The organism is uncultured Thioclava sp., assembly GCF_913064665.1.
GTDB lineage: Bacteria > Pseudomonadota > Alphaproteobacteria > Rhodobacterales > Rhodobacteraceae > Thioclava > Thioclava arctica.
In genome coordinates, this window is the sequence record NZ_CAJYBT010000042.1 from 1 (window position 1) to 18,826 (window position 18,826).

The 18,826-nt window shown below is 62.1% G+C and carries 9 protein-coding genes and 3 pseudogenes; 6 read left to right on the top strand and 6 right to left on the bottom strand.

The genetic code is table 11. The features are described 5' to 3' along the window. The first annotated feature begins 359 nt into the window (after positions 1–359). From QZ571_RS15060 to QZ571_RS15070, 3 genes and pseudogenes are all read left to right on the top strand, one after another. Positions 360–8,513: a glucoamylase family protein gene (locus QZ571_RS15060; RefSeq protein ID WP_295536579.1), complete on the top strand. Its 8,154-nt coding sequence runs from the start codon at positions 360–362 to the stop codon at positions 8,511–8,513. Positions 8,514–8,603: 90 nt separating this feature from the next. Further along, positions 8,604–8,729, top strand: a pseudogene (locus QZ571_RS15065) (IS5/IS1182 family transposase); the annotation flags it as partial. A gap of 41 nt (positions 8,730–8,770) precedes the next feature. Then, positions 8,771–9,259: a hypothetical protein gene (locus QZ571_RS15070; RefSeq protein WP_295536582.1), complete on the top strand. Its 489-nt coding sequence runs from the start codon at positions 8,771–8,773 to the stop codon at positions 9,257–9,259. Between the two features lie 327 nt (positions 9,260–9,586). Here the strand turns inward: QZ571_RS15070 and QZ571_RS15075 are convergent, their stop codons facing one another. From QZ571_RS15075 to dsbD, 3 genes are read right to left on the bottom strand one after another with little or no spacing between them, the layout of a single operon-like run. Further along, positions 9,587–10,186 (bottom strand): DsbA family protein, encoded by a 600-nt coding sequence (locus QZ571_RS15075; protein WP_295536584.1) that lies wholly within the window; start codon positions 10,184–10,186, stop codon positions 9,587–9,589. Continuing rightward, on the bottom strand, positions 10,183–10,938 hold the full coding sequence (locus tag QZ571_RS15080; RefSeq protein WP_295536586.1) for a L,D-transpeptidase: 756 nt from the start codon (positions 10,936–10,938) through the stop codon (positions 10,183–10,185). Before QZ571_RS15080 ends, QZ571_RS15075 begins: the two co-directional genes overlap by 4 nt. Continuing rightward, positions 10,935–12,740 carry a protein-disulfide reductase DsbD gene (dsbD, locus tag QZ571_RS15085; protein ID WP_295536588.1) on the bottom strand — a complete coding sequence of 602 codons (1,806 nt, stop codon included), beginning with the start codon at positions 12,738–12,740 and terminating at the stop codon, positions 10,935–10,937. Before dsbD ends, QZ571_RS15080 begins: the two co-directional genes overlap by 4 nt. 157 nt (positions 12,741–12,897) lie before the next feature. Between dsbD and QZ571_RS15090 the strand changes: the two genes are divergently transcribed. From QZ571_RS15090 to QZ571_RS15100, 3 genes and pseudogenes are all read left to right on the top strand, one after another. Further along, entirely contained in the window at positions 12,898–13,593 is a 696-nt protein-coding gene (locus tag QZ571_RS15090; RefSeq protein ID WP_295536595.1) for a response regulator transcription factor, read from the top strand. Between the two features lie 29 nt (positions 13,594–13,622). Next, a complete protein-coding gene (locus QZ571_RS15095) occupies positions 13,623–14,942 on the top strand; it encodes a sensor histidine kinase (RefSeq protein WP_295536627.1) in 1,320 nt (439 codons plus the stop codon). 439 nt (positions 14,943–15,381) lie between these two features. Beyond that, positions 15,382–15,534, top strand: a pseudogene (locus QZ571_RS15100) (IS5/IS1182 family transposase); the annotation flags it as partial. Between the two features lie 958 nt (positions 15,535–16,492). Here QZ571_RS15100 and QZ571_RS15105 read toward each other — a convergent pair. The 3 genes and pseudogenes from QZ571_RS15105 to QZ571_RS15115 form a co-directional block, all read right to left on the bottom strand. After that, the gene (locus QZ571_RS15105; protein ID WP_295536603.1) at positions 16,493–17,242 is read right to left on the bottom strand and encodes a cobalamin biosynthesis protein CbiX; all 750 of its coding nucleotides are present in this window, start codon (positions 17,240–17,242) and stop codon (positions 16,493–16,495) included. Further along, a pseudogene (locus QZ571_RS15110) lies at positions 17,154–17,396 on the bottom strand (cytochrome D1 domain-containing protein); the annotation flags it as partial. The gene QZ571_RS15105 and the pseudogene QZ571_RS15110, both read right to left, overlap by 89 nt. Before the next feature lie 222 nt (positions 17,397–17,618). Continuing rightward, positions 17,619–18,716, bottom strand: a complete 1,098-nt coding sequence (locus QZ571_RS15115; RefSeq protein ID WP_295536606.1) for a Hint domain-containing protein — start codon at positions 18,714–18,716, stop codon at positions 17,619–17,621. Between the last annotated feature and the right edge of the window lie 110 nt (positions 18,717–18,826).

Genomic DNA, 18,826 nt, shown 5'->3' on the forward strand with positions numbered 1-18,826 from the left:
CAAGAGAGCGAGTCAAGAGCACTGGCGAAGCAAGGGAGCAAGCGGCGTACTGGACGATTGGTAGTCGCCTCTTGGACGGATCGGAAACGAGCTACGACGGGCCGCCCGCCGACATCGAGCTCTGTCGGGGTTTGACGGCACTGTAGGGCTGGGGTGAGGCTGCCCGTGCCCTTTGCAAAGACCCCGCGCCCGCGCATATGCGCTCGGCCGACTGGTTGCTCGATAACGCGTATCAGGTAACCCGCGCCATCCGAACACTTGACGAAGACTTTCCTCCAGCCTTCTATCGCCGGCTGTCTGCGCTCTCAGATCCTGTGGCGGAGCGTACTCCACGGGTGGTCGATTTGGCGCAGGATCTTATGGATCGCCTGCAGCATCAGGTCTCGATGCATGCGCTGGTGGAATATCTCGTCGCCTATCAAGACGTGTCCGCGCTAAGCAATGCAGAGCTGTGGGCGCTGCCATCGGTGCTGCGACTGGTTGCGCTGGACCGGCTCGTGGCAGCTTTCAGCCTGCTCGAGCCGTCCTTGGCGCCAAGGTTCGAACCGACGCCCTGGTCCAAGCAGGCCGCTATGCGCGATCCGCCCACGGCTGTATCGGATGCCTTGACGACGCTGATCGGCATTCAAGCCATCAAGTGGACCGATGTGGTCGAGCGGACCAGCCGCATCGAGGCGGCGCTGTGCGATGATCCGGCCGATGTCTACCGATTGATGACGCTCGAGACGCGCAGCCGCTACAGATCCGTGGTCGAGACCTTGGCAGAGCAGGCCCGCTGTTCCGAACTGAGCGTTGCAGATCAGGCGCTGGCGCTGGCGCGACGCATCCCGACCGATCCGCTGCGCAGTCATGTGGGCTACTGGCTGATCGATGACGGCCGACCCGAATTAGAGGCCGCACTTGGATGTCGACTGCCCTTGGCAATGGCGGTGCGTCGCTTTCTTTCGGCGCGGCGCCACGCGTTCTATTGGGGCGCCTTGGCGCTGGGGTGGCTTGTCGGGCTTTTGGTGCCTTCGTGGCACCTGCTGATGACCGATGCCAATATCTGGCACTGGATCGGGGTCCTGCTTTTGTCGGCGCTGCCTGCGACGGTTCTCAGCGTGACCGTGATACATTGGCTCATCACGCGGTTCACGCGCCCCAGCGGTCTTCCCGAGCTTGATTTCAGCAAAAAGATCCCCGCCCGGTTCACCACGGCTGTTGTCGTTCCGGTGATCGTCAGCCGCGAGGAGGAAATCGCGCATATTGCCGAGAAGATGGAAATCCGCTGGTTGTCCAACCGCGATGCTGCCCTGCGCTTTATCCTGCTGACGGATCTGCCTGATGCGCCGGAACAAAACCAGCCCGGCGATGCAAGGATCGAACGCTGTCTGCAAGCCACCGTAAGGGCGATGAATGCGCGCTATGATACGGGCGCGGGGGGGCCTTTTGTGCTGCTGCACCGCGGCCGGAGTTTCAATCCGTCCGAAGGGTGCTGGATGGGGTGGGAGCGCAAGCGTGGCAAGCTTGAGAGCTTCAACAAGCTCGTGACGGGTGGGCTGGCGGCGCCCGAGGTCTTTTCACATGTCGAGGGCGATGTCGCACGCCTTCAAGAGATCGTATTCGCCATCGTTCTGGATGCCGACACAGAGCTGCCCCCTGGGTCGGCGGCCCATCTGGTCGGGACGCTCGCACACCCGCTGAACCGCGTTCAGTTTGACCCGGTTTCGGGGCGTGTCGCGCGCGGATACACCATTTTGCAACCCCGGCTCGAGGTCATGCCGGACGACAAGCCCGTGACGCATTTTTCCTATCTCTATACCGGCGATACGGCGATCGACATCTATTCGCGGGCGGTGTCTGACGTGTATCAAGACGTGTTCGGCGTCGGCATCTTTGCTGGCAAGGGCATCTATGATGTCGCCGCCTTCCTCAGCACCGTTGCCGATCGCGTCCCCGAAAACAGTATTCTCAGCCATGATCTTTTCGAGGGGCTGCACGGGCGCGTCGCGCTGGCAAGCAACATCGTTCTGTATGAAGATTTCCCCACGACCTATCTGGACTATGCTGCCCGCGCGCATCGCTGGATGCGCGGGGATTGGCAGCTGTTGCCGTGGCTTTGGCGGCGGGTGCCCGCAGCGCATGGCACTCAGGTTGCCACAGTCTTTTCCAATCTGGACCGGTGGAAGATCGTCGACAATCTGCGCCGCAGTCTGGTGCCGCCAGCGCTGCTTTTGTTCTTCATCGCGGGGTGGATGGTGCTGCCCGGCAGCGCCGTTTTATGGACCATTCTCGCGCTTGCGGCACCGGGAAGCTATATTTTCGCCGAGGTTTACGGGGTCTTGTCGGGCGGCTTTCGGCGCGGCGCGCTGGGCTATGCGCTCCATCGCTTTACCGAGAAGGGCGGGCGCTGGTTCCTCGCGATCACCTTCCTGGTGACAGACACGATGATCGGCATTGATGCCGTCTTTCGCACGCTGTGGCGTCTGTATGTCAAGCCGCAGTACTTGCTGGAATGGACCTCGGCGGCGCATTCCGCGGCGAAGCTGCGCGATCAGCCGATCCGATCGACCCTTTGGAAAATGATGTGGCCGTCCTCGGCGCTCGCGCTCACGATCGCTGCGCAGTTGATGCTGTACGATCTCCAGTCGTTCTGGCCAGCCGCCCCGGTTTTGCTGCTCTGGCTCATCGCCCCCGAGATCGCGGTCTGGACAGCCCGGCCGCGGCTTTTGCGCCGCGAGCATCTGGGCGCGGATCAGGTTCAGTTCCTGCGCGGGGTCGCCCTGCGCACATGGCACTATTTCGAGACCTTCACCGGGCCCGAGGACAACTGGCTGCCGCCGGACAATTTCCAGCAGCATGAAACCGGGCAGGTCGCGCATCGCACCTCGCCTACGAATATCGGCATGTTTCTTGCATCGGCGCTGTCGGCCCGCGATATGGGCTTTGTGACGACCAGCGATCTTATGGTGCGCTGTCGGAACACGGTCGAGACGCTGGAGCGACTGGAAACCTATCGGGGCCATGTCTTCAACTGGTACGATACCCGCTCGCTCGCACCGCTCGAGCCCAAATATGTCTCGATGGTGGATAGCGGCAACCTTGCCGTTTCGCTGATTGCGCTGAAGCAGGGCTGCCTTGAGGCGGCCAAGGCGCCAGCCTTTGACAGCGCCTGTTGGGATGCCTTGCGTACGACAACGCAGCTTTTGACGCAGGCGCTGCGCCGCATCCGCGGGACGCAGCAATCGGCGCTTGAGGGCTGTGTTCGCCAGATCGAGGCGAAGATCGCAGATGCCGACAATGATCCGACATGCTGGAAAGAGGTGGCAGACGCGCTGGCCGGGCCGCTCTGGCATCAGATTGAGACCGCCGTACACGAAGCCATTGCGGCTGCTCCCGCCATCGCGACCGAGTTGCTGAGCGAAATTCAGGTTTGGCTGGACGCGTTCCATCGCCAAGTCCATGCGCTGGCGCGCGATGTCGGGTCGTTTTTTCCATGGGCGGCACTTCTGGCCGATCCGCCGGGTCCGCTGGAGAAGCTTGCCCAGGATGTTGCCCGGCGTCTGGCCCCGCTACGACCGATTCCGGATTTGATCGAAGATGCTCCGCGCGTTCTAGACGAACTTGGCGCGGCCCTGCGCGCTGCGGCGCAGGATCCAGCCAGCCGGGCTTGGCTGGATGATCTGACGCGGGCCATCGAAGAGGGAGTTTCCCGGCAAAAAGACCTCGCGCGGGATTTGGATATCTTGGCGCAACGCTGTGGCGCGCTTGCCTATAGCATGGATTTTGCTTTTCTCTACGATGAGGAGGCTCGGCTTTTTGTGATTGGCTACAATCACAGCGTTGGGCGCATGGACCACAACCACTATGACTTGTTGGCGACCGAAGCGCGCCTAGCCAGCTATTTCGCGATTGCCAAGCATGATGCCCCGGTCGAGCACTGGTTCGCGCTTGGTCGGCCGATCACCCGCATCCGGGGCAAGCCGTCGATCCTGTCGTGGAGTGGGTCGATGTTCGAATATCTGATGCCCGCGCTGTTCTTGCCAAGCCGCCGCGACACCCTGCTGGGCGAGAGTGAGGCGACCGCGGTCTACTATCAACGCCGCTACGCGACCGAGCGGGGAATTCCGTGGGGCATCTCGGAATCGGCCTATGGGCTGACCGATGCGGGTGGGGACTATCAGTATCGCGCTTTTGGCGTTCCGGGTTTGGGCATCAAGCGTGGTCTGTCGGACGATCTGGTGGTGGCGCCCTATGCCTCGGCGCTCGCGCTATGCGCCTTGCCGCGGGCGGCGGTGCTGAACCTCAAGGCGCTTGAAAAGCTCGAGGCGCTTGGCACGTTCGGCTTTTACGATGCGCTGGATTTCACTCCAAGCCGCCGGTTCGGGCCGCATCGCTTCGTCGCCGTGCGCACCTATATGGCGCATCATCAGGGTATGACGCTGGTTGCGATCGCCAATGTTCTGATGGGCGATATTCATGTGAGGCGCGTGATGCGCGAAGAAACCTTTCAGGCGATGGATCTGCTTTTGCACGAGCGCGTGCCGTGGGATGCCCCGATCGAGACGGGACAGATCAGGGAAGCCCAGGACGCTTACGCCGATGCCGACGTGCTTGCGCCTGCCGCTTTGCCAGCCTGGGTGCCCTCGACCGCAGCAGCCGTGCCGCAGCTTCACATGCTGGGCAATGCCCATTTGTCCGCGCGCGTCTCGGAAGCCGGGGGCGGTGGGTTATTCTGGCAGGGCGATGCCCTGACCCGCTGGCGGCCAGATGCGACCCGCGATTGTCACGGCACCTGGGTCTATGTTCGTGAGGGTGCGCAGCGGTCGGTCTGGTCCATCGGTCGCCAGCCGACCCAGGCGCGTGGCCCCGAGGGCAAGACCGTTTTTCATCAACATATGGTCGAAACCTTCCGCCGCCATGACGATATCTCTACGCGCATGGAGGTGGCGATTGCACCCTATGACGATGTGGAAATCCGCAAGATCACCGTCATCAATGAAAGCAATGTCGCGCGTGAGGTCGATATCGTCAGCTATGCCGAGGTCGTGCTGGCAGCCCCGCAACAAGACGAACGACACCCGGCCTTCAGCAAATTGTTCGTGGGCAGCACCTATCTGCCCGATCAAGGGGCGCTGCTGTTCGAGCGCCGCCCGCGCCGCCCTGAAACCCGCCCGCCGGTCTTGTTGCACAGGCTGGTGACGACAGGCCCTGATCTGACGGTCCACGGGTTCGAAACTGATCGCGCGCGCTTCATCGGACGCAACGGGTCGGCCAAAGATCCGCAAGGTCTGCGTGAGGGTCTGAGCGGCACGACCGGCTGGACGCTGGATCCCGTGATGGCGCTGCAGGTCCGTTTGCGCCTGAAACCGATGGAAACGCGGAGCTTCGCCTTCTTGACGGTCGTCGGACCCTCGCGCGGGGATGTTCTCGACACGGCCGCGCGTTACCCATTTCAGGCCCTTGACCGCGCCTTCCGCGATGCCGCCCTCGAGGCCGCCCGCGAGGTGCAGCGCCTTCAACTCGACCCTGCGAAACTGCCTCAGTTGCAGGCGATGTCGTCGTTATTGCTACAACCCTCAGCAACGCTGCGCGCGGTGCCCGCATCGGTTAGCGGCGTCCGGCTCGGGCAGCCGGGCCTGTGGCGGTTGGGGATATCGGGCGATCTGCCAATCTTGCTTGTTTCGGTGAACCAGACGCAGGATCTGACCCTTCTGGAAACGCTCGTGCGGGCCCAGAAGCTTTGGCGGCACAGGGGCTTACAGTTCGATCTGGTGATCTTGCACATGGGCGCGAGCGGCTATGAGGGGCCGCTGCGCGAGTATATCCTATCGGTGCTGCGCGACACCCATTCGGAGAGTTCGCTGGGGCGGAACGGCGGTTTACGACTGCTGTCAGCGGATCAGACGGACCCCGAAACCTTGGCCTGCCTGACGGCTGCGGCCCATGTCGTCCTTGAGCGGGATGCGGAGGATCTGTCCGAATTGCTCGACCGGATGCTTGAAACCCGGTTTCCCGCGCCGCCCTTCCAACCGCTTGGCAGCATTGGGTTTGAGACCCGCCAGCCGCTTGCGCGCCCGGCATCGCTCCAGTTCGACAATGGATTGGGCGGGTTCGATCCGCAGACCCAGGATTACGTGATCCATCTGGCACCGGGCACACATACCCCTGCGCCTTGGTGCAATGTGCTGACCAATGAAGACTTTGGCACGATCGTCAGCGAGAGCGGCCTTGGCATGACCTGGGCGCTCAACAGTGGCGAAAATCGGCTGACGCCGTGGTCCAATGACCCGGTTGCCGATGAACCGGGCGAGGTGCTGTATCTGCGCGATGAGGCGACAGCAGAAGTCTGGACGCCGACACCGGCACCGCTTGGCCATGCGGCCGAGTGTCAGATTCGCCATGGCAAGGGCTACACGCGCTGGACCCAGTTCAGCCACGAGATTGAGCAAGATCTGATCGCGCTGGTGCCAACCGATGCGCCGGTCAAGCTGATCCGGCTGCGTCTGAAGAACCGCTCGGCGCTGACCCGCAGGGTGACGGCAACCTATTATGCCGAATGGGTGCTGGGCGCGATGGAGAGTGCGGCGAAACCCCATGTCGTTACTATCTATGATGCCGAGCTCAAGGCCATTCTGGCGCGCAACGGCTGGACCCCGGAATTTGGCGCGCGGATCGCGTTTCTCAGCGCCTCGCAAGAGCCCCACAGCCTGACCGGAGATCGGCATGATTTCCTTGGCAAGGAGGGCAGTGTGTCCGATCCGGCGGGTCTGAAACGCTGGGATCTGGGGGGGCGCTTCGTGCCCGGTGCCGATGCCTGTGGCGGCTATCAGGTCCATCTCAATCTTGAGCCCAATGAGACGACCGAGGTCGTCTTTGTCCTCGGGCAGGGCAGTGATCTGGCTGCAGCAGGCGCATTGCTTGCGACATGGCGCAGCCCCGAGGCCTTCGCGCAGGCCTTTGATCAGGTGGCGTCCTCTTGGGAGGCGCGGCTTGGCGCGGTACAGGTCACCACGCCAGATCCGGCGTTCGATCTGATGGTGAACCGCTGGCTGCCTTATCAGAACACGGCCTGCCGCCTGATGGCACGCGCTGGCTTCTATCAGGCGGGCGGGGCTTACGGGTTTCGCGATCAGCTTCAGGATGTCCTGGCTGTGCTGTTTTCAGACCCGGCCCGTGCGCGCAGCCAGATCCTGCGCGCGGCGGCCTGTCAGTTTGAAACCGGCGACGCGCTGCATTGGTGGCACCCGCCGTCAGGGCGCGGCGTGCGCACGCGTTGCTCGGACGATTATCTGTGGCTGGCCTATGTGACGGCGCGGTATGTGGCCGCGACCGGCGATACGGCGATCCTTGATGTCGAAATCCCCTTCCTTACGGGCGCCGAGCTGGATCCGGACGAGGGGGATCGCTACGCCCGGTTCGAGACCGGCGCCTCGGCGTCGGTGTTCGAGCATTGCGCGCGCGCGCTGGACCGGATGATTGCCGTTGGCGCGCATGGGCTACCGCTGATCGGCACCGGCGATTGGAACGACGGGATGGACCGGGTGGGCGATGCGGGCCGGGGCGAAAGCGTCTGGCTGGCTTGGTTCGAGATTGCAACGACGGGGCTCTTTGCGCCGCTGGCCGAGCCCTACGCAGAGCACGCGCGCGCAGAGCGCTGGCGGCACCATGCTCAGGCTCTGCGGGGAGCCATTCACGACGAAGCGTGGGATGGCGCGTGGTTCTTGCGCGCGTTCGACGATGAGGGGGCGCCTTGGGGCTCAGATTCCAATGACGAATGCCGGATCGACCTTATTGCGCAGGCCTGGAGCATCTTGTCGGGCGATCCGCCCGATGCGCGGGCGTATCAGGCGATGGAGTCTGCGCGCGCCCAGCTTGTCGACCCGAAGGCGCGGCTGATCCGTCTTTTGACACCGCCGTTTCACCTGACCGGGCGCGATCCCGGCTATATTCAGGCCTATCCCGCGGGGATCCGCGAAAATGGTGGGCAATATACCCATGCTGCGGCCTGGCTGGGGCTTGCTTTCGCCCAGATGGGCGCGGGTGACGATGCGTGGCAGGTGTTTGACATCATCAATCCGATCCGGCGCACATCTTCGCCCGAGGCGGCTGCGGTTTACTTGCGCGAACCCTATGTGCTGCCGGGCGACGTGTCGGGCAAAGCTCATGCGGGGCAGGGCGGTTGGTCGTGGTATACCGGCGCAGCTGGCTGGACATGGCAACTCGCCATCCACGGCATCTTCGGTGTCACGGTCTTGTCCGGTGCGATCCGTGTGGCCCCATGTCTGCCCCGGGATTGGGGTCAGGCAAAAATCTTGCTTCGCGGGCCGCAGGGCACGCTGGCGCTCTCGATTGAGGATCCCGACCATCTTGGCACGGGGCGGGCCGAGATCACCGTCGATGGCGTGTCCACAAAGGGTGATACTGTGCGTTTCCCCGGCGCGGGACAGACCCGCACGGTCCGCGTGCGGATCTTCCCTCGCCCCCAGAGTGCGACGCCGCCCGATCCGCCTGTGCCGCACACAGAGGCCTGACGGTCTTGGCCGTCATAGTGTCGAGATGGCTCTGATGCACAAATCCTGTGAGGGATTTGTCGTGTGAAACCAGCCTAGTAGCTAGGATGCATGAGCAGGCCGTCACCCCCAACCTACAAGACCAGGAACTGGCCAGCCTATAACCGCGCGCTCAAACGCCGGGGTTCGCTGACGATCTGGTTCGATCCCGCGATGAGCTGGGATGCTGCGCACACGAAGGTATTGGGTCGGTTCCCGGTGGTATTGGGATTGGAGCTTTGAAATCGACCGTAAGCCACACCGCCTCTAATCAATTGATTTCATTGTCTGGCTCATCAAGCAGGATGACGTCCAGCATCTGGCCAAAGACCGTCCAGATTGCTTCCGGCTGCCAAAATCGGCGTATTAAGAGCCTGCCTCAAGACGCGAAACCTTACCCGACGCTGGAGAAAGCAGCCCAAATCGTGGAGGCTATGCCTTTAAGAAATCACCTGCAGAAGCGGCAGCGTGCGATATTCGCAATTGCGTTTCTGGGCGCGTTGCGGGCGGATACTTTGATCAGCCTGCGCATCAACCGAGATCCCATTGCCCCTATGGCGTCCAAACACTCGGTTTCCGAAGCATTTGCTCTGGCCTGCTGCAATCAAGCAGTCACTTACACGCCGCATTCTGCAAAACACACCATCGCCGCAGAACGCAACAATCGGCCCTTACGTCTGGGCAACGAACGGCGTGGTCTAAAAATATGGCCCCTGAAAGCGACCTGACCACCAATCGTCAGTATGGCAAAATGACCGACGACAGACGGATAGAGGTTCTGGACACTGCTCCAGACAAGCATGATCCGATGGGGGCGCTTACTGGTCCGATGAAGACAAGATCGCTTTGGTGGATGCAATATTGAGTAGAACGCGACAGGCTCGGCGATGTCTCCAGACCTGAAGGGCGGAGAGCCGGCGTTCGCCGCATGTGGCGCGGAGGACGTTCGACACCACGCGATAGCGGCGTTGGCGACGCGCGGCCGCGTAGCAGATACGCTTGCTGCAGAGTCTCCGGCAGCATCTTGGGCAGCCGGAGACCAGAAACTGCAGGTCTCAAGCCGCGCGGGCAGTCTTGATCGCATCGCGCAAAGTGGCGGCGTCAACCGCGCCCGGATAGACATCGCGCCCGATGATATAGGCAGGTGTGCCGCGCAACCCGATGGCCACCGCTTGCGCGTCATTGCGTATCAGCAGCGCGTCGATCTGTTTGCGATTGGCTTTGTAACCGGCCTCGGCTTGTTTCGGATCCACGCCCACCGCGCTGAGCACAGAGTCGATCTGCGCGTTTGAGAGCTTGCCTTTCGTCGCCATCAGCGCCTCGAGCGCGGTTTGATACTTGCCCATGCTCTGCGCACCCAGCACCAGTTGCGAGGCATAAACCGACGGCGCGCCAAAGATCGGCCAATCCTTCATGACGACACGCAGATTGCCGTCTTCTTTCATCACCTGCTCGATGACCGGGTGGTTCGATTTGCAATAGGGGCATTGGTAATCAAAGAACTCGACAAGGGTCACGTCGCCCTTGGGATTGCCCATCGCGGGGGCATCAGGGTCGTTAAAGACGGCTTCAGGGGTGATATCGGCGGCAAGGCTTGCGCGGGGCAGGATCAGCGCGGTGCCGGTAAGGGCAAGAAAGGTTCTACGGTCGATCATGTCTGGTCTCCTACGGAAGTTTCGGGATTGGGGAAATCATCGGCGCTATAGGGCACCGGCGGCAGCGGCTGGCCCGGTGGCACCGTGCCCTGACCGCTTTGCGCGCGCGTCAGCACGACAACATCCGTGCCCGAGCGCACCCGGTCAGCCAAGTCGATGATGTCTTGGTTGAACAGTCGGATACAGCCTGCCGAGGTTGCCTTGCCGATGCTGGAATCGTCCATCGTGCCATGGATGCGGTAGAACGTGTCGCGATTGCCGCGATGCAGGTAAAGTGCACGCGCGCCCAGCGGATTGTCGAGCCCGCCCTTGAGCCCATCTTTGACGGGGCCGTAAAGCGCGGGATCGTCCTTGATCATGTTCTGCGTCGGCGTCCAGCTTGGCCAGTCGCGCTGATAGGGAATGTGACCCTTGCCAGCAAATCCGCGCCCGTCTTCGCCCACCGCAACGGTGTAGCGCAGCGCGCGGTTGCCTTTTTGCACGAGATAAAGCTTGCGCGCCCAAGGATCGACGACAATCGTGCCGGGCGGCTCATCCGTCCAGTAATCGACCTCCTGACGGGCTTTCTCCTCGCTGAGATATTTCGGATTGACCGCCGGGATCGTGCGGCCGTCATCCTCGGTTGGGCCATAGATCGCACGCAGATGTGCGCTAAGCTGCGGTGGGGCCGGGGCGGGGGCCGTCTTGGGCGGCTCGGGCGCACAAGCGGCAAGCACCACGAGGGCGAGCATGGCGATTTTTGCATGCGTCATTGTGCGATCTCCTTGAGCGATGCGGTGAGGGCGGGCGCGGTCACATCGCCAATCAGGCGGGTGCCTTGGGCTTCGCGATGCTCGGGGGTCAGGAAAATCAGCGTCGGCGGGCCGATCACGCCCAGAGATTTCAGAAGGGCTTGCTGCGGCGCGCCGGTCTTGGTGACATCGACCGCGATCCGGGTGACCTGCCGCAAAGCCGCTTGAACCTGAGGGTCGGGGATGACCTCACGCGCGATGGTGGCGCATTCGGTGCACCACTTGGCTGTGACATTCAACAGCACTGGCTTGCCCTGCGCGCTTGCAAGTGCGCTCTTCAGGTCTTCGGGTGTCTCGACATGCAGGAAATCCGCCTCGGTCAGGTTGCCCGTCTGTGTATCGCGCGCAGAGCCAGTAGCGAGCCGCCCCAGTGGACGCAGCGGATCGGTGGCGCCCGATGCTGCGCCAATGGCCTCAATGGCACCTGTGAGAAGCGCTGCGACGCCTAGCGCTCCGCCAAAGCGGCGCAGCGCTGAGGTTTGCGCGTCGAAGCGATCACGACCGCCAAGCCAGACACCGAGGCCGATCAACAACAGCGCCCAAAGCGCCAGCACCGCCGGCCCCGATATCACGCGATCAAGCAGCCAGACAGCTACGCCCAAAAAGATGAACCCGAAGGCGCGGTTGATCCCGGTCATCCACACGCCCATGCGCGGCAGGATGGCCGCACCGAACACCCCGACGCCCAAGAGCGGCACGCCCTGACCCAATCCCAGCGCAAACAGTGCCGCGGCGCCCAACCCGGTATCGCCGGTCTGGGCAATGTAGAGAAAAGCTCCTGCGAGCGGTGCCGTCACGCAGGGCCCCACGATCAGCGTCGAGGTAAAGCCCAGAAGGGCCGCCCCCACAAGCGAGCCGCTCGACCCTTTCAACGCGCTGATCCGCGTGGTCAGCCCCTGCGGCAGGTGCAGCGCGAACAGACCGAAAGAGGAGAGCGCTAGCAGCCCAAACAGCACCGCCAAGGCAATGACCGTCGCAGGCGCCTGCATCACAAATTGCAGGTTCTGCCCCGACCAGGCCGCAACCACCCCCAGCAACCCGAAGGCCAGCGCCATCGCCAAGACGTAAGTGCCCGTCAGCGCCAGCCCGCGAAGCGGCGTCAGGCCCTTGCCCTGCGCCCCCAGCATCCCCGCCACGATAGGCACCATAGGCAGGACGCAGGGGGTGAAAGCCAATAACAGGCCGAAGCCGAAAAAGCTTGCCACAACCAGCAGCCAGCCGCCCTGCGCCGCAATACCCGCGACCAGCCCGTTCCCTGAAAATATTCTGAGCGGGGTGTCCGCAGACGAAGCCGTCTTGGTCAAAGCTGTTGCGGCGACCTTGTTTGTCGTGGCGTAGTCAGGCGTCTCAAAAGCTTGGCTTGTCTTGCCCAATGCGGACCCTGCAGTGGCCAACTGTGCCGGTGGCTTGATCTCACGGCTTTGCGGCGGATAGCAAAGACCTTTTTCCTCGCAGCCCTGCCAGTGCAGCGTGAACGGCCCCGTGATCTTGCTCACGGTGGCTTGTGTGTGACTGTGCCAGACCTCTACCGTTCCGAAGTTCGGATCATCTTTTGTCTCACCCGGTTCTGTCTCGATCTGCGGTTCGGTCCCACTATCGGTGCTGACAGTCAGGTGATCTCGATAGAGGTAATAGCCCTTCGCGATTGCGATCGAAACTGCGAGCGTTCCGTCGTCTTGCCACTCGGTCGAGACCTGAAAGGCCTCATCGGGCGGTAACGGGCCTGCGCCCGAGGGTTTAAGCAATTCGAACCCTTGTGCCACGGCGAGGCCGGGCAACAGAGCGAAAGCCAGAAAGAGCACCCAGAGGGCACGGCATGGCGGGAGGGGTGAAGGTCGTGCAATCATGCTGGCCGAATTGCCGGCGAATCTTAAGTCAGCCTTAAGGTTGGCGCGCTCCAAGGGCGGTGAAGGAGAAAACATGCGCATACTCGTCGTTGAAGATGACAGCATTCTGGCCGATGGCCTTCGGGTCGGGCTGGGCATGGCTGGGTTCACGGCGGACGTGGTGGGATGCCTTGAAGATGCGCGCGCGGCTCTGGCTGGAAACGACTACACAGCCTTGGTGCTTGATCTGATGCTTCCCGATGGCTCTGGGCTGGAGTTGTTGCGCGAGCTGCGTTCACGCCGTGCGGGCCTGCCGGTCCTGCTGCTGACCGCGCGCGATCAGGTGCAAGACCGGGTCGCTGGGCTTGATGCCGGGGCGGATGACTATCTTGGCAAGCCTTTCGATTTCGACGAACTCGCCGCGCGGCTGCGCGCCCTGGCCCGACGCGCAGAAGGGCGGGCCAGCGGACACATCACCCATGACGGTCTTGAACTGGATCCCGGCGCGCATACGGCTGCGATCAATGGCCGCCCGCTGAAGCTTTCGCGCCGCGAATTCTCGGTTTTGCAGGCCTTAGCCGAACGGCCCGGACGGGTGCTTGCGAAATCCGATCTCGAGGATCGGCTTTATGGCTGGGACGAAGAGGTCGAGAGCAACGCCGTCGAGGTTCATATCCACCACCTGCGCGCCAAGCTTGGGCGTGACTTCATCGAAACCCTGCGCGGCATCGGCTACCGGCTGCGCCCAGAGGAGAAAACGCCATCTCGCTCCGTCTCCGCCTCTTCCTGATCCTTACGGGTGCTACACTGGCGGTCTGGCTGTCAGCGGTTCTGTGGATCGAACAGTCGACCCGCGCCGAGTTGACGCGGGTGCTCGACGCGCGGCTGGTGGAAGCCGCGCAGATGGTCGCTTCACTGGTGTCTAAGAACCAGATTGCACTCAATCGCGATGACCCGGCTCAGATCTCACTGCCGGCAAGCGCGGATTATGAACATCAGCAGTTCTGCCAGATATGGTCCTTCTCGAGCGGGCTCGTTGGGCGCTCGACCGGGGCGCCGCGCGAGCAGATGGTGCCAGCAGACGCCACCGGCTTTCGCACGATCACGCGCGACGACAAGGCGCTGCGTGTCTATACCATCGTTGACCCCGATCTTGGCGGGCAGGTCACGGTGGGGGATAGTCTGGCCATTCGCGATCGGTTGGTGCGTGATGTCATCGCAGGGTTTCTTTGGCCCGCCGTGGTGATCTTGCCGGTGATGTGGGGGCTGATCTGGCTGTCCATCACCACCGGGCTCGCTCCGCTGGCCCGGTTCGCGCGCGATCTTGAGGCGCGGCGCACGGACGATCTCGGTGCGCTGCCCGAGTCAAAGCAGCGCCCGCGCGAAATCCGGCCACTCGCGGGCGCGCTTGACGATCTACTCGCGCGGCTTGCACGGGCGCGCGAACGTGAGCGCGATTTCATCGCCTATGCGGCCCATGAGATGAAAACGCCGCTCGCCGGGCTCAAGACGCAGGCCCATATTGCACGTCGGGCGCCCGATCAGGCGACGCGCGCCCGCGCGCTGGAGGCGATTTCCACATCGGTGGACCGCACCGATCGCATGGTGCATCAACTGTTGGATCTCGCGCAGGTCGAAAGCCGCGAGACTCGATCGGCACCGCTCGAACTGCATGCCCTGCTACGGCAGGTGCTTGCCGATCTGACCGAGGTCGCAGATCGTAGAACCATCAGCCTCGCACTGGAGCCCCCCCTGCGGTCACTGACCCTTTCAAGTGATCCATTTCTGCTCACGATTGCCCTGCGCAACCTGATCGAGAATGCCATTCAGGCGAGCCCGACGGGCTCTGATGTGCTCGTGAAAGTCAGCGATACCGAGGCGCGTGTTCTCATCGACATTCGCGATGGCGGCCCGGGCTTGCCGCCCGCCATCGCAGGGCAGGCGCAGGAGAAGTTCGTTAAGGGTAACAATGTCGATCCGTCCGGCTCCGGTCTGGGTCTGGCAATCGCCACCGACGCGATTACGGCGGCGAGCGGCGATATTCGCTTTGAGAGGCGCGCCGACGGCCACCACACTATCGTGGCGTTGTCCCGAACCAGATGTCACGCGGTTGATCGGAAAACCGCGCGAGACGGTTGACCCTGCTAGAATTCGCGCCTGAATTAACGGGTCGAGAGCGATAAAACCCCCTGTCGTATGCAGCCAAAGTCGTTCACTGATTTTGCGTCAGCAATGCCATTCGGCGTGGTGGTCTGCCCAGTTTGCCCATGACTACACGCTGCAGCGGCCTAAACGTGGGACCGTCGATAGTGACCGCGATTGTGCCGGGAAGGCTACGCCGAGCCGCCGGATGTCTGCTTTGAGCCCATACTGCTGGACGCTGCGCCCGCCACCAACAGCAGCTATGTGCTTATTTCGTTGAAAAGCTCTGTTTGCTCGAAGCCCTGAGCGCTGTTTCAATTCCCCTGTAACAGGTGGAGGTGGGCGGAGATGATGGCATCCTGACAGCAAGCGCAGAGCGCTCTGGTCTATGAAATCTCAATCGAGGCACATGCCCCGCCCGATCACATGCTCCGGACGGTGGACCGGGGCAAGAGGCGGGCCAGCCTATTTTGCCTATTCCATCATCGACTTGATCGACACCGACAACGGCGTGATCCTCGACGTGGAGGCCACGCGCTCGATCCGCCAGGCCGAGGTTGGATTGGTGCGAACGATGATTGACAGGGTGAGCGATAGCTTCGGATAAGAAACCAGACGAGGATGGCATGCTCCGCTACTGGGCGAGCAAGGCCGATTGCGATATCTGCGAGCTGAAATCGCGCGGCGGCCCGAAGGAACCTGCACGCAAGGTGCTCCGGTCGTTTTACAAACCATCCCGCGCTCGGGCCCGTGCGATCGCTCAGACCACGGAATACGTAATCGCCAGAACCTCCGGAAGAAGGTCGAGATGCTGTTCGCCCAGGCTCTGATGATGTAACCGCCACCCTGCCGTTGATCCCTTAATTGCGATCAACCTCTCAAGCTGAACAGGATATCCGAAGGCCGTGAACACTCTTGTGGTCTGCGCTGACACGCGTGTCGTGACTGGGGAGGATGAGACATAGACGTCATTCCCAACCATTTGGCTGCGCGACAATTTCCCGTCGGGCTTGCATCCGCAGACCCATGAACGCCTGCTGGATTTGCTGGCCTCACCCGTGCTGATCTCTGCGCAGCGTCAGGGGGACGAAGTGATGCTCCACTATGACGATGGCCATGTGAGTCATATGCTGGTGGAGTTGCTCAGCGCGCATCGCCCCGGTCAACGCGCGCAGGACCCGGCCGCCATCGTGCCCCGGCTTTGGCGGAGAGATCAGATTGAAACGGCGCTTCCCCGTCACGCCGCGGCCCGGATCGTGACTGATGGTCACGCTTTGAATGCGGGGATGCAGGACACAGCTACCTATGGGATCGCAATTGTCGATCACCTTAAGGACCGCACCAGCGCGGGCGCTTGTTGGCGTGCAATCTCAGCGGCGAGACCGCAGCGTAGCGGATCGCCACGACCGAACGCGCTGGGCGAGATTGCGCTATCTACAATTGACCTGCCGATCGGGCCTTTTAGGACGGTGTGGGCTCGGCCTCCGCGGTCAGATGCTGCATCCAGCGCGCCGCCGCCCATGTCGCGGGGAGAGGTTTGCGCAGGTTCATCTGATCGTCTCTTTTTGCTGGTCGATTTGGCGCAGGGTGCCTTGTGCGATCAGCTTTGGCACCTCGTTCCATTCGATGAAAGGCGGGAGGACGGGGCCGTCAAAGCCCGCCGCGCGGAACGCTTCGGGCAGGTCGCCTTCGACATGGCCCGAGCGCAGGGCGAAGAACGCAAGGCACAGCGCCTGATCCAGATCGCGGGCGGCGTCGGTGAGGTAGGGGGGCTGCTCGACAAAGCCGGTCGTCACGCTGCGAAACGCGATTGCCTGCGCCAGTTTCTTGGCGAAAGCGCGCGGCGCGTCGGCGCTGGTTTTTGAGCGCGCGCTGCCATGGGCGGCGAGCAGAAGGGCGGTGTCGCGGCTGGCCCATCCCTGCGACTGCAATGTGGCCATGAGGCGTGCCGCCGCGCAGGCCGGTAACGCGGGATCGACGCCGAAAGGGGCAAGCTGTTCAAGGCCCAGCCCTGATGTTTTCCCGGCAAGGAACCGGCCCGTGAACCAGCCCTCGGACATGAAGAATGGATAGACCAACGGCCGCCCCAGCCGCGCAACGGCGGCCTCAAAACAGCCCTCGGCCGCCAATGTCGTGCCCTCGACGCGCCAGCCCGGCAGGTGTTCGCCCACGGCGCGGCCCAAAGCGCGCAGCGCCTCTTCCTGCGGCTCAGGCTCGGACGGGCTGCCATGGGCGACAATGAGAAGGGCGGGGGCCGTCACTGGTGCCATCCGAGACTGTGAACTTGTTCCAAACATTGTATTTTCCCGATCGTTTGCGCATCGCCCCGCGGCGCAGTTCTGCAAGCGTTTTGGCACCGTAGACGATCACCGCGCCGTCGTCTTCCCAGATCGAAACCAAGGCATATTTGCCATCACAGGTAAACGCGATATGCGCCACGGTTTTGCCCGGAGCCAAGCGTCATGAGCAACCAGCTGCAGGTGTCGATCCCGCTTAGGCTTGTCGCCCAAGCGGCTGGCACTGATCAGGATGCGGCAATTCGGGGATCATCGCGCGCGGCAAGGATGTGTTGCTCCGTCCCGTCGGGCTGCCGCAACTGCCCCTGACCGTCATCCTGTGATGTGCCGGTTATCAAAGGCGTTCCGCTGTCGTGGAAACGCGACGCGATACCAATCAGGTCAAAGTCTGACCTTCACCGAGAGAGGCTTGAAGCGCCTTGAACTCATAGGCGCGCAGCACGGGACGTGCCGCATCTTTCGCGCGTATCCGGCCACCAGACGCCAGTTCAGGAAAGAGGCGCAACAATTCCTGCCGGGTCTCCCGCGCCATCGTGCTTATGCCGTAGGCTGCTGGGAAAAAGCTCTCGGTTTTGAGACCGGCTGAGAAGACAACCTCATGCTCTTCAAACATGAAATGCCAGTAGGTCACAGTTTTCATGCTGGTCTCGCGGCGCACGTTCTTGCCATTGACCATATGCCGCGCCGCGACAAGAACCTCGGGTTCACCAAACATGATTTCAGCGCGCACACTTTTCCACAAGATCCGATGCGCAGGTGAAACCATTATCGTGCGATCAGGTTGGCCGCGCCCCATCGCATGCGCTTCGATCCGGATCGGAACAAGGTCGTCGTTCATGCTATTGAACGTGACCGTCGATGACCCGATCCACCGGATAGGCTGAAACCCGTGGTCATAGGTCAGCACTTTGTCTCCGATTTTCAGATGTTCGACCGGTATCTCCCCATTGATCGTCGCGATGGGGCTTCCTTCAGCAAAGCACACAACCTGATCCGGGTTTGCGGCCGTCAGTTCCTCAAGCGACATGTCCCCATCGTTGCCAGTCACATCTTCGCCGCGCGCGACAGTGAAGCTGTCTTGGCCGTTGATGCCATCAAGTTTCACGAGGATCTTGGGCCCATTGAACAGGCCGAGCGCGAGATAATCATCACCAGCCCCTAAGCCGTCGCTGCCGTTCGATTGATAGGCATCGGGAGTTGCGGTTGCTAACTGGAAAAGCGGTTGCGTCAAATCGGGTACAAGCGTGCCGCTTCCATTGTCCACCGCAGGATAAATGGCGAAAAGATCGCTATTCTGGATTGGATCACCGCTACCTTGTATTCGAACAAGGACAAAACGGTCGGCTGCGGACCCAAGGGCTGAGATCCCCGAGATCGTCAGGTTGGTCTGATAGTCAGGCGGTGGGTAACTTGTCGATGAACCTTGATAGGTGGCTAGCTGATCGCCCGATAGCAGAAACTGTTCGCCAGCCATGGTTAGAGTCCTTGTTGGTGGCAGTGTAACTGGTCAAAAAAATACAACCTATACGATAGCTGGGCCGACGCACCTACGCCATGTGGATAGCGATTTTCAGGCAAGATTCC